The 12889-nt window shown below is 31.7% G+C and carries 9 protein-coding genes; all 9 read right to left on the bottom strand.

Features of this window, described 5'->3' with window-relative positions:
* Positions 1 to 344: 344 nt before the first annotated feature.
* The 9 genes from hisC to uvrA all read right to left on the bottom strand — a co-directional run bounded on the left by hisC (position 345) and on the right by uvrA (position 12873).
* Entirely contained in the window at positions 345 to 1439 is a 1095-nt protein-coding gene (gene hisC, locus C661_RS0104455) for a histidinol-phosphate transaminase (protein ID WP_017414102.1), read from the bottom strand.
* 378 nt (positions 1440 to 1817) lie between these two features.
* Positions 1818 to 2735, bottom strand: a complete 918-nt coding sequence (murB, locus tag C661_RS0104450) for a UDP-N-acetylmuramate dehydrogenase (RefSeq protein ID WP_017414101.1) — start codon at positions 2733 to 2735, stop codon at positions 1818 to 1820.
* A 69-nt stretch (positions 2736 to 2804) separates the two neighbouring features.
* A complete protein-coding gene (locus C661_RS0104445) occupies positions 2805 to 3524 on the bottom strand; it encodes a phosphatase (protein ID WP_017414100.1) in 720 nt (239 codons plus the stop codon).
* A 40-nt stretch (positions 3525 to 3564) separates the two neighbouring features.
* Positions 3565 to 5436 (bottom strand): excinuclease ABC subunit UvrC, encoded by a 1872-nt coding sequence (gene uvrC, locus C661_RS0104440; RefSeq protein WP_017414099.1) that lies wholly within the window; start codon positions 5434 to 5436, stop codon positions 3565 to 3567.
* Positions 5437 to 5660: 224 nt separating this feature from the next.
* On the bottom strand, positions 5661 to 6275 hold the full coding sequence (locus C661_RS0104435; RefSeq protein ID WP_017414098.1) for a metal-dependent hydrolase: 615 nt from the start codon (positions 6273 to 6275) through the stop codon (positions 5661 to 5663).
* A 165-nt stretch (positions 6276 to 6440) separates the two neighbouring features.
* Positions 6441 to 7865 carry a peptidoglycan D,D-transpeptidase FtsI family protein gene (locus C661_RS0104430; RefSeq protein WP_017414097.1) on the bottom strand — a complete coding sequence of 475 codons (1425 nt, stop codon included), beginning with the start codon at positions 7863 to 7865 and terminating at the stop codon, positions 6441 to 6443.
* Positions 7858 to 9174 (bottom strand): FtsW/RodA/SpoVE family cell cycle protein, encoded by a 1317-nt coding sequence (locus C661_RS0104425; protein WP_017414096.1) that lies wholly within the window; start codon positions 9172 to 9174, stop codon positions 7858 to 7860. Before C661_RS0104425 ends, C661_RS0104430 begins: the two co-directional genes overlap by 8 nt.
* A 153-nt stretch (positions 9175 to 9327) precedes the next feature.
* A complete protein-coding gene (locus C661_RS0104420) occupies positions 9328 to 9753 on the bottom strand; it encodes an FHA domain-containing protein (RefSeq protein ID WP_017414095.1) in 426 nt (141 codons plus the stop codon).
* Positions 9754 to 10047: 294 nt separating this feature from the next.
* Positions 10048 to 12873 (bottom strand): excinuclease ABC subunit UvrA, encoded by a 2826-nt coding sequence (gene uvrA, locus C661_RS0104415; RefSeq protein WP_017414094.1) that lies wholly within the window; start codon positions 12871 to 12873, stop codon positions 10048 to 10050.
* Positions 12874 to 12889: the final 16 nt, after the last annotated feature.

Genomic DNA, 12889 nt, shown 5'->3' with positions numbered 1-12889 from the left:
TATTATTATCTTAAATTCATAATAAACTTATAAGACAAATTCATTATAAATTGAAGTATTGTTTATTAAAATTTCTGTTGAAGTTTTCCATGCTACCTGGAATGCTATAAAAGAACTAAAATAACATCTATTCCATTTTGCAACCTACTTAATATAAGTTGTTTTAGAATGATTTTCTATTTGAAAAATAGTGCTCAAACTTGCATATAAGTTCATTAGTATATTTATATTACTTTTAATTATTATACCACATAATATATTATATTTAACATCTTGTTAATAACATACATAAATAATAAAAATACACATTGAAATTCAATGTGTATTTCTATTATATGTGAATTTTAAATAGTTGCTAAGATTTCTTTCAGTGCTTTTATAAACTTATGATTTTGGACTTCTGTTCCAATGGTTACTCTCATCCAACCTGGCATTCCTAATAAATGTCCTGGTCTTACGATAATTCCAGCTCTTAATAATCTATCAAAAACTATTTTGTCATCCACTAAAGTGTTCATCATAATAAAGTTAGCATTAGTCCTTGCATAAGGCAATCTCATTTTGTCTAGTTCTTCATATAAGTAATCTCTGCCTTTAACATTAGTATCATGAACTAATGTTAAGAAAGCTTCGTCCTCTAATGCTGCTATAGCTGCCTTTTGAGCGAATAGATTTACATCAAAAGGTCCTATAATTCTATTAAAATATTCTCCTAACTCCTTATGAACAATACCATATCCACATCTTAAAGCTGCAAGGCCATAAGCCTTTGAAAAGGTTCTCAAGATTACCATGTTAGGATATTTAGGAAGTAATTCTAAAGAATCAGGGAAGTTCTTATCAGTAACATATTCAATATAAGCTTCATCCATTATAATTACCACATTAGGTGGAATTTTACCTAATACCTTATCTAATTCCTCTCTCGTAAAAATAGTTCCAGTTGGGTTATTTGGGTTGCAGAACCAAATAATTTTAGTTCTTTCAGTAATGGCATTTACCATTTCTTCTATATCTAACCCATTATTTTTCATAGGAATTGAAATTACCTTTCCTCCCATTAACTTAACTGAAGCTTCATATCTTGGAAATGTAATTTCTGCCATAATACTTTCATCTCCAGGATTTATAAAAGTATTACAAATAACTCTTATAAGAGAGTCTGATCCTGTGCCGCAAAATACTTGTTCTGGTGATATTCCCAACCTTTTACTTATTGCTTCTTTTAGTTCGAAATTAGATGCATCTGGATACATATGAGTTTCATTGATAATATCATTAAGTGCTTCCTTAACCTTTGGTGAACATCCTAATGGATTTTCATTGGAAGCAAGCTTAATAACCTCCTCAAGTCCTAACTCTCTCTTAACCTCATCAATCGGCTTTCCTGCCTTATAAACCCCTAGGTCAAGAACTTCTGCTCTAATAGCATACCCCATTTGTTTTTCCCCCTTATTTATTTATCTATATAACTACAATATTTAAAAGTTTAAAAATTATGAATTTTCTTTTGGTTTTTTAAGGGAGTACTTTATAAACTTAATATACAAGAAATTTTTCTTACATATTAAGTTTATATTTCTTCCCTTAAGGCATCTTCAAAAATAAGCAAGTCAGTGTCCTTGTCTATTTTTTGTTATACTACGTCAACAGAACCCTTAGATAGCTCTACTATCTGCTGATTCTGATTCAGTGCCTAACTTAAAATATCCTTCACATCTTTGACTTACTATTTATTTTCAGATACCTAAGTTTTTAAACTAAGAAATACTGTAATTTAAAAATTATAAAGTCTATATATTTTTAGCCTTTATAATTTAGTTATCTTCCCCAATGATTCTAACTTCGGTGTGTAGTTCTACCCCAAACTTCTCATACACCTTAGCTTTAACTAATGAAATTAACTCTAAAACATCCTTTGCACTAGCGCCTCCCTTATTTATAAGGAATCCAGAATGTTTTTCTGATACTTCTGCATCTCCTACATGAAAGCCCTTTAACTCAGCATCTTGTATTAATTTACTTGCAAAATATCCCTCAGGTCTTTTAAAAGTGCTTCCTGCTGAAGCATACTCAAGTGGCTGTTTTTCGCATCTTCTTTGTGTAAGTTCATCAATTCTAGCCTTAATCTTGTCTCTATCTCCATTTGCTAACTCCAAGGTTACTTGAAGTACTATATATCCATGTTTTAAAATTGCACTCATTCTATAGGAAAGTTCCAATTCTTCCTTAGAAAGGCTTCTTATTTCGCCTTCATTGTCTATAACTAAAGCGCTATAAAGTACCTTTGACATCTCACCATCATAAGCACCAGCATTCATTGTGGTAGCTCCTCCAATGCTTCCAGGTATTCCGCAAGCAAACTCAAAACCTGCAAGGCTTGAGTTTAAGGCAGCTGTAGAAACATCATTAAGTTTTGCCCCACTCTCCGCAATGATTTTATTACTTTCTACTGTAATTTTATTTAATTTACAAAACTTAATTACAACCCCTCTTATGCCTCCATCCTTAACTAAAAGGTTTGAGCCATTACCTAAAATAAAATAATTCACATTACTGTCTTTACAAAGTGAAATTGTCCTTTTTACCATATCATAATTAGTTGGATATACTAATGCATCTGCTGGTCCTCCAACTTTAAAAGAAGTATGATTTTTCATAGGTTCATCAAGTGCTACATTTTCCACTCCTACAATTTCTTTTAACTCTTTTATAAAATTCATATTCAAGCTCATTCTATACCTCTTCTTAATCATTATTATATACTTAGTATAAATTAATTTGCATTGCCATATCAAGGATTATTACATATTTTTTCCCTTTTCTCTTAAATAATTTACAAATTTATGTTCATCACTGTTCATTATTAATTCTTCTGGCATATTTAAATCTTTTATAAGTTCCTCAGCTTCCTTAAATTCTCCAATTTGAAAACAAGTATGTGCATCACTTCCAAAGATTATTTTAACGCTATGTTCTTTGCATAACCTTGCAATGTTATAACAAGTATCCTCACAACCTTTTCTTGCTCCTTTAAAGGAGCTACTATTTATTTCAATAATAATATCCTTTTCTTTAGCTTTTTTTACAAAGGCTTCATTATCCATTGGAAAACTAGGATTCCCAGGGTGTCCAATAATCATTACATTTGGATTATCCATAACCTTTAGATAAGCATTCGTATGTTCTTCTACGGTACCTGGCTCAATACATACGTCATGAAGACTAGCTATAATATAGTCTAGGTTATTTTGTATTCTTTCTGGTATATCTATATTTCCTTGAAAGTCTATGATGTTGGCTTCACAGCCTCTTAATATTTTAACACCATATAATTCCCTAGGAATTACTCGTAAGTTACCAAAATAAAACAAATGAGGTCCTCCTGGCATATTAGGTCCATGGTCTGAAACTCCTAAGACCTTGATTCCTTTATTAGCTGCTTCCTTTGCATTTTCTAATAAAGTTGTGTAGGCATGACCACTAGCTATAGTATGAGTGTGCACATCTATAGAATTTTTCATTTATCTTCCTCCTCTATACTTGTTCTTTTTTATAAACAAGCTATCCTTCCATAGTATGGTTAAAGTATTCTATTATACTCTCAGCTGCTTTACTATCCATAGAAGGAGTGTCTATTAATTCTTCGTAGGTAGCATTTTTTATATTCTCAATACTTCCAAACTTTTTAAGTAGTTCTCTTCTTCGCTTTTCTCCAATCTTAGGAATCTCTTCTAAAATTGAATAAAGAGTCCTCTTATCTCTTAAGGTTCTATGATAGGTTATTGCAAAGCGATGAACCTCATCTTGTATTCTAGTTATTAGGTGCATGCATTGAGAACTAGGCTTTATAGGCACTTCAATATTATCATATATAAGTCCTCGTGTTTTGTGCTTGTCATCTTTAACCATACCACAAACTGGAATATTTATCTTCAAGTCTTGAAGGACTTCTAAAGCTACATTTACCTGTCCTCTTCCACCATCCATCATAATTAAATCTGGAAACACAGAAAATTTACCTGCACTTAAGGCAATTTCATTATTTTTTATTTTTTCTACTTCTTCAAGTCCATGTCTAAATCTTCTATATAAAATTTCCCTCATTGACTCATAGTCATTAGCGCCTTGAACAGTTTTTATCTTAAATCTTCTATAATCACTATTCTTGCTTACCCCATCTTGAAATACTACCATGGTACCAACTGAATCCATTCCCATTATATTGGAAATATCATAGGCTTCAATTCTACTTGGTATTTCATCTAAATTAAGAGTTTCTACAAGTTCCGTTAATGCAATAGTATGAAGTTCTTTATTCACTTTATGTTTAATTTTAAACATCTCTAAGGCATGATTTGCATTCTTCTGTACCATTTCTAAAACCTTACGTTTTTCTCCCTTTTGAGGTATTTTAATTAAAACCTTATATTCCTTTTTCATTGTAAGCCACTGCTCAAGGATTTCTATATCTTCACAATGGGTAACATATATATGCTTAGGCACAAAGGCCGTTCCTCCATAGAAACTCTTTATGAAGTTTGAAACCACGCTGTCAGGGCTTTCACTTCCTGTATCATCTAAAATAAAGTCTTCTCGTCCAACCATTTTTCCATCTCTTAGGAAAAAGATTTGAATACAACTATCTTTTTCATCTTGAGATATAGCAATAAAATCCTCATTTTCAAAGTTTCCACTGATAATTTTTTGTTTTTCATTTATTTTTTCAATAGCTAATAACTTATCCCTAAGGGTAGCTGCCCTTTCAAAGTCTAAACTTTCTGAGGCTTCTTCCATTTCTTTTCTCAGCTTATCCGTTATCTCCTTATCTTTCCCTGTTAAAAGGTCTATGATTTCATTGACGATTTTCCCGTACTCAGCTCTTGATATCAATCCATCACAAGGGGCTTTACATAGATTTATATGATAATTTAAACAAGGTCTAGTTTTAGGTCCATCTTCTTTTATAACTCTTCTACAAGTTCTAAGAGGAAATATTTTTTTTATTAGCTCATAAACAGTATAAACTGCACTGGCATCTGTATAAGGTCCAAAATATCTTGCGCCATCCTTGGCGTGATTTCTTGTAACAATGACCCTAGGAAACTCTTCATTTACAGTGATTTTTATAAAAGGAAAGTACTTATCATCTTTTAACAAAATATTATATCTTGGACTATATTTTTTAATTAAATTACACTCTAATATTAAAGCTTCAATTTCAGAGTCTGTAACTATATATTCAAATTCATCAATGTTCTTAACCATAGCCTTAACCTTTTCGCTATGATTTTTAGAACTTTGAAAGTACTGCCTTACCCTATTTTTTAGATTTTTTGCTTTACCTACATATATAACTTCACCTAAAGAATTTCTCATAAGATAAACTCCTGGGCTATCAGGCAAATTCTTTAAATGAAATTCAAAATCAAACATAGTTTCACCTCCATAAAAACGGATTTACATATTTCTACAACTATTTGTAATATTTAGATTGCAATAAAGAGACTACACTAACAATAAATATACTCTTGCATTTTTCATATAATTTGCTTTTAATTTATTGAGTAATATAGAAATATTGCTGCAATTTATATACTATCATTAAATTTCTTATTTATCACAGAAATCAAAAATCAACTATAAAACTAATTTTAAGATTATTTGAATATATCAAACAATCTCCCTAAATTATAACCTGCATAGCCTATGGATAGCACAATAATAGCTCCCTCTAAAAAGTTACCAATAAAACTTCCTGTTGTAAAGGTAATGGGAAGTTTATATTTCTTATTACTAAAGGGATAAAATAAAGGTACACCTCTTTTGGTGCACATATCACAAATTAAATGTAGAAAAAAACTGAAAAAGAAGTAAAACTCCACATATATTAATTCGTAAATATTAGCAAAAAAACTGAGGACTACTGAAAATATTATTAATCCTAGTAAACTATGAGTTAAACCCATTCTATGAGTTGATACTCCTATTAGTATTAGTGAAATCCCAATGATTTTTAAAATGGGAACATTATTGATAATACTATCTAAGTACAACATTAATATGCCCAAAGAACAAAATAATGTTACCTTAGTGGCCTGATTTCTAAAGGGCAATAAATATCTATTTACAAAACTTTTCGGATGATCTATATCTGGCAAAAGAGAACCAATTATGGCGAAAACTAAGTTAATTAGTCCGAATTTCCCGGGTAATATATTACACAAAAATACAAAAACTGATGTTCCAACTGCTGCATGAGTTTTCCCTTTCATAACTTACTCCTTCTTAAGATCTGTTGTGAAATTTAACCTTAATCAGGTTAAAAATGAATCTTATTGCTCATAATTATACTTTCCTTGAACTTTATTACCCTATTATAACATATTTGAAATTATGCATAAAAATAAACCCCCGATGTTCCAAGGGTTTATTTTTTCTTATTTACCAAAATAACTCTTCATTAATGCTCCAGCCATATCTGTTGCATTATAAGAATCATTTCCACCTTCTTCTACAATTATAGCAAAAGCTATCTTTGGATTTTCATAAGGTGCAAAACCTATATACCAAGAATGAGGAATTTTCTTTCCAGTATCTTGATCCGCAGTACCTGTTTTACCACTGACTTGAACTCCATAGACTTCACTATCCTTACCTGTTCCTTTGGTTACTACGGATCTCATATACTTTTTCAATATTTCAGCATTGTCTGAAGAAGTTATTGTTCCTATTGCCTTAGGCTCATAACTCTTAACTACGTCTCCGTTAGTAGCTACAATTTGCTTTACTACATTTGGCTCCATCATGATTCCATTGTTTGCTATAGTTCCGGCAACTAACGCCATCTCTATTGGGCTTGCAAGAACTCCACTTTGACCTATACCACTTTGTGCAATGTTTCCTATCTCTTCCTTCTTGTAAGTTGGAAATTTGCTATTATCTATAGTTAAAGTTCTTGAAGGAATGTCCTTGTTGAAAAGAAATTTTTCTGCTGTAGCTCTTAAAGTATCATTACCTAAATCCATAGCTAAAGAACCAAAAACCACATTACTAGACACAGTAAACCCTTGTTCTAAGTTAATGCTACCAAAGGCTTTTCCTTTATAGTTTTCTAAGTATTGACTTTTATTAAACTGTATTCTGCCTTCATCTTTAAAGGTTTTATTTGTAACCCCACTAATATTTTCTAATGCACTTATAGCAGTTACTGCCTTAAAGGTTGAACCTGGTGGATAGAGACCAGAAACTGCTCTGTTTAAGAAGGGTGTATTAGCATCGGAACTTAGTTTTTCCCAATCCTCTTTTAAAGTGTTAGGATTAAATCCTGGTTTGGATACCATAGCTAATACTTCTCCAGTAGTTGGATCCAATGCCACCACTGAACCTCGTTTATTTCCTAATAAGTCATAGGCTTTTTTTTGAAGGTCTGAATTTATGGTAGTTATTACATTATTTCCTTCCTTAGTTTCTTCCTTTGAGAACTTAAAGAAACTAAGAAAATCTTTTATTCCATTTATAGACTTACCACTTAATTCCTCATCTAATTTCTTTTCTATACCACTCATTCCATATACTTCATCATAATAACCTATTACATGAGCAAAAGGAACTCCACCAATATATTCTCTATTTTGTGTGAACTCACCGGTTTTTTCGCCCTTTACTATAAGATTATTGTCTCTATCAAATATACTACCTCTTAAAATTTTGCTTTTTTCTGCTGCGTTTCTTTTATTATAAACACTTTGTACAGCAGCATCACTTTTAAAAAGCACAGTATAATTTATATGGGTAATTAGCGCTACAAATAATAAGAGAAATATAACCATGACTTTTTTTACATTGTTTGAAAGATTATTCATAGCTATTCCCCTCCTCTGAAATTTTTTGTATTATACCTAAAGAAATGTAAGTTATAAGCACTGAACTTCCTCCATAGCTCACTAGGGGAAGAGTAATTCCAGTTAGTGGAATTGCACCTGTAACTCCACCTATAATTACTAATACTTGTGAAACTATCATAGTACTATATCCAACTGCAAGTAGTCTTGAAAAATTATCTTTAGCATAAATAGCAGCCCTAATACATCTATAGAAAATTAAAAAATACAAAATAATAATTGCAAGTCCTGTTAATAATCCTAGTTCCTCACATATCCCTGAAAATATAAAGTCACTTTCAATAACTGGTATAAACCCAGGATATCCCATTCCTAAGCCCTTTCCAAAAAAACCCCCATTTGCAATAGCAATTAAAGATTGGACTAACTGAAGTCCTGCATCATAACCGTACTTCCAAGGATCTTGCCAAATCATTACCCTAGTTCTAACATGACCAAAAAGAAAATATCCTGCCACTGCTCCAACTATAAATAATACTAGAGCAATAACCACATACTTTCCTTTTGAAGTAGCTATATATAACATAGTAAGGGAAATCGAGAAGAAAATCAGAGCAGAACCTAGGTCTGTCTGTAATAACATAAATGCTAAGGATATCATTACTACTATAGCTGGTTCAATTAAGCTAGTTACACTATTAAACTTAGGGTTATCTTTAAATAATTTACCTCCAAGCTTCTTTGATAGTTTAGAAGGATTCCCATAATCCTTGAGAGCTGAAGCTAAATATGCCACCAGAGCTACTTTTCCAAACTCAGATGGCTGAAAAGAAAATCCTGCTATGGAAACCCAGTTTTTCGCTCCAAAGGTTTCCTTTCCCAGAAGGCTTCCCATTGCCATAAAAACTAGAGTTACCACTAAGTAAAAGTACTTATACTTGCTAAAGCTTTTTAAATCCGGAAGTATTACTACTACAAGAATAAAGGCAGCTACTCCTAAAGTAAAAAATATGATTTGCTTTGTAGCTAAAAAAGTTCTTGCTTCATCCGTTACATAGGTTCCTCCTGAAACTGGCAAATCTAACCTATAAAGCATAGCAAGTCCAATAACTGCTAATATATTTGAAAATATTAAAATATACTTATCTCCGTCTGGAAAAAACTTTCTTATTATAAAGTGAGAATAAGCTAAAAGTCCACATAATATGGCTCCCATAATTACTGCACCCTTATCAAAAGTGGGAGATATAAAGGCTACATTTACAAATATGGTAGCTATTAATAAATAAGTGAGCCATAGCACTCGCTTTTCTTCTTTTAAAGTATCCATAATTTCATCCTTTCATGTGACTGTTAACTCTTAAAATACCTTAACTATATTGCTTTAACTATTTTTAAACATTCCTTTAGTTAAATAAGCTCTTAATAGTCAAAGTAGTTTAGTTCCTAGAACTAGTCTTCTTATAATGAAACTTAATTCCTATTAAAGAACTTTAAAGGTAGAAGTCCCTACTCTTATCTTATCTCCTTTATTTAAAGTCACTTTATTTTTTATCCTGACCTCATTAATAAAGGTTCCATTAGTACTATTTAAGTCCTCTAAAATATAATCTGTGTTTCTAAAATATATCTTTAAATGATGAGAAGATACGTATCTATCTTCTAAAACAACCATATTATCTTCATTTCTGCCCATAGTTAGAACTTCATTTACAGGAATTACTCCGCCACTTCTAAGATTATGATTATCTCCTTTATCTACTACTTCCAATCCGAAATCTACAGTTTTTTTCTTTTTTTTCTTTCCTACTGATTTAGTGTCATTATACATAATCTTTAATGCATAGATTATAATAAAGTAAATAATAGCTATTATCACTAAATTGAATATGAATTTTAAACTATTCATAACAAAACTCCTTTTTATAATCAACAATATCATTCAAACAACCTTCTAGTAATATTTCCTAGGTGCCCTATATAATATACGTAACTTTAATATTTAAGGTGAGGTCATTGAAGAAATAAGTTAATTTTTAGTTTGGTATTGACCAAGATTTAAAATGTTATAGGACTTAAAAGCTAATTTTTTATAGTTAAAAGCTTCAGGAAACCATAATGTCCCACGTGTAATGATTTCCCTAAGCCCTTTTAAACATAATACTTTTCAAACTTCAAGTCTTTATTTTCTAAGTCTACATTATTATAACATTTTTTTAAGATACTGTCCTGTATATGACTTTTCACAACGACATATATCCCTTGGTGTACCAACACATAATATAGTACCACCTTTATCTCCACCTTCTGGCCCTAAGTCTATGATATGATCAGAACATTTTATTACGTCTAGGTTATGTTCAATAACAACTACTGTGTTTCCGCCTTCTACAAGTCTTTGAAGTATAGAAATTAATTTATTCACATCATCAATATGCAGTCCAGTAGTAGGCTCATCTAGAATATATAGAGTTTTTCCTGTGCTTCTCTTAGATAGTTCATAGGCAAGTTTAATTCTTTGTGCCTCTCCTCCAGATAAGGTTGTAGAGGGCTGACCTAATCTAACATATCCAAGTCCTACATCCATTAGTGTTTGCAATCTACCACTTATTCTTGGTAGATTTTCAAAGAACTTAAGAGCTTCTTCTACTGTCATTTCAAGGACTTCATCTATATTTTTACCTTTATATTTTACTTCCAAGGTTTCTCTATTATATCTTTTTCCTTTGCAAACTTCACAAGGTACATAAACATCAGATAAAAATTGCATTTCAATTTTTATTATTCCATCACCTTTACAAGCTTCACATCTTCCACCCTTTACATTAAAGCTAAATCTTCCTGGTTTATAACCTCTCATTTTAGCTTCTGAAGTGGTTGCAAACACATCTCTTATCAAATCAAAAACTCCTGTATAGGTTGCTGGGTTACTTCTTGGAGTTCTCCCAATTGGACTTTGGTCAATATTGATAATTTTATCTATATTTTCGCTTCCTAAAATGTCCATATGTTTTCCTGGAAGCTTTTTGGTATTATTAATTTTTTTATTAAGCCCTTTGTATAAAATTTCATTTACCAAAGTACTTTTTCCTGAGCCTGAAACTCCTGTAACTGAAGTAAATACTCCTAATGGAAAAGATACTGTTACATTTTTTAAGTTATTTTCTCTTGCACCCTTTACAGTAATTGATCTTTCTAAGTCAACTTTTCTGTATTCTTCTGGTAGGTGAACCTTCATCTTGCCGCTTAAATATTGTCCTGTAATAGAGTTTTCACAATTCATAACATCTTCCATAGTTCCAGCAACAACAATCTCTCCACCATGTTCACCAGCTTTAGGTCCAATGTCTACTATAAAGTCTGCTGCTTTCATAGTATCTTCATCATGCTCAACAACAACTAAGGTATTTCCTAAATCTCTTAAATGTTGTAATGTTCCAATAAGCTTATCATTATCTCTTTGATGTAATCCAATACTAGGCTCATCTAATATATATAATACGCCCATTAAACTTGAGCCAATTTGAGTAGCAAGTCTTATTCTTTGAGCTTCCCCTCCAGAGAGAGTTCCTGCTGAACGAGTCAGATTCAAGTAATCAAGACCTACATCCTTTAAAAAGTTTAATCTGCTCTTAATTTCTTTCAAAATTTGTGCAGCAATAATAGCATTCTTTTCTGATAGTATCAAAGTATCTAAAAACTTAATTTCATCTATAATTGATAACTGACAAAGCTGAGAAATATTTATTTCTCCTATTGTTACTGAAAGGGCCTCTTTTGAAAGTCTTGCTCCATTACACTTAGGACAAGGGTTGTCACTCATATACTCTTCTACTTCTTTTTTTATATAATCTGATGAGGTTTCAAAATATCTTCTTTTTAAGTTATTTATAACTCCCTCAAAGGCATGATTGTATACCCCTGTTTTAAATTCCTTTGTATATTCCACCCTGATTCTTTCTCCATTAGTTCCATATAGGACTATATCTTTTACCTTAGGCTCTAACTGTTCAAAAGGTGTATCTAAACTGAAATTGTAATGATTAGCTAAGGCAGTTAATACTGAAAAGGTCCAAGAATCATCTTTTAAGCTACTTTCACCAAAGGTAACTATAGCTCCTTCACTTATGCTCTTAGTTTTATCTGGAACTATTAAGTCTTCATCAATCTCCATAAGTGTTCCTAATCCATCACACTTGTCACACTTTCCAAAAGGAGAGTTAAAGGAAAACATTCTAGGTGCCAATTCTCCAATACTAATTCCACACTCAACACAAGCAAATTGCTCACTAAAAAGTATATCTTCTCCATCAATTATGCTGACAATCGCTAATCCTTCGCCTAGTTTTAAAGCTGCTTCAAGTGAATCAGAAAGTCTAGACTCAACACCTTCCTTAACCACAATCCTATCTATCACAATTTCAATAGTATGCTTTTTGTTTTTATCTAGCTTCACTTCATCTTCAGCTAAATCAACTAAAGTCCCATCAACTCTTGCTCTTACATACCCATTCTTTTTTATGCTTTCAATAACCTTTACATGCTCACCTTTCTTACCCCTAATTACAGGAGCTAGAACTTGAAGCTTAGTTCTTTCAGGTAACCCCATAACTTGGTCTACCATTTGATCAACTGTTTGTTGGGTAATTTCCTTACCGCACTTTGGGCAGTGAGGTACTCCAATTCTTGCATATAAAAGTCTTAGGTAGTCATATATTTCTGTTACAGTTCCCACCGTTGAACGAGGATTTCTACTTGTAGTTTTTTGATCTATGGAAATTGCAGGGGATAAGCCTTCTATATATTCCACTTCTGGTTTATTCATTTGCCCTAAGAATTGTCTTGCATAGGCGGAAAGAGATTCCACATATCTCCTTTGTCCTTCAGCATAAAGGGTATCAAAGGCTAAAGAAGACTTACCTGATCCCGACAAGCCTGTAAATACAACAAACTTATCACGAGGTATCTCCAAATCTACATTTTTTAAATTATGTACCTTTGCTCCTTTTATAAATATTTTATCTCTCATAGTTTACTCCTTCATT

It is taken from the genome of Clostridium tunisiense TJ, from assembly GCF_000300195.1.
GTDB classification, from domain to species: Bacteria; Bacillota; Clostridia; order Clostridiales; family Clostridiaceae; genus Clostridium_J; species Clostridium_J tunisiense.
The sequence above is the reverse complement of the archived record's forward strand: the minus strand, read 5'-3'. Positions and strand labels throughout refer to the sequence as shown.

What these genes read in the sequence shown, in the direction of transcription:
- hisC (WP_017414102.1), bottom strand. Translation starts at nt 1,439, where the DNA reads ATGGGGTATGCTATTAGAGCAGAAGTTCTTGACCTAGGGGTTTATAAG.
- C661_RS0104435 (WP_017414098.1), bottom strand. Translation starts at nt 6,275, where the DNA reads ATGAAAGGGAAAACTCATGCAGCAGTTGGAACATCAGTTTTTGTATTT.
- uvrC (WP_017414099.1), bottom strand. Translation starts at nt 5,436, where the DNA reads ATGTTTGATTTTGAATTTCATTTAAAGAATTTGCCTGATAGCCCAGGA.
- C661_RS0104430 (WP_017414097.1), bottom strand. Translation starts at nt 7,865, where the DNA reads ATGAATAATCTTTCAAACAATGTAAAAAAAGTCATGGTTATATTTCTC.
- C661_RS0104445 (WP_017414100.1), bottom strand. Translation starts at nt 3,524, where the DNA reads ATGAAAAATTCTATAGATGTGCACACTCATACTATAGCTAGTGGTCAT.
- C661_RS0104425 (WP_017414096.1), bottom strand. Translation starts at nt 9,174, where the DNA reads ATGGATACTTTAAAAGAAGAAAAGCGAGTGCTATGGCTCACTTATTTA.
- uvrA (WP_017414094.1), bottom strand. Translation starts at nt 12,873, where the DNA reads ATGAGAGATAAAATATTTATAAAAGGAGCAAAGGTACATAATTTAAAA.
- murB (WP_017414101.1), bottom strand. Translation starts at nt 2,735, where the DNA reads ATGAGCTTGAATATGAATTTTATAAAAGAGTTAAAAGAAATTGTAGGA.
- C661_RS0104420 (WP_017414095.1), bottom strand. Translation starts at nt 9,753, where the DNA reads ATGAATAGTTTAAAATTCATATTCAATTTAGTGATAATAGCTATTATT.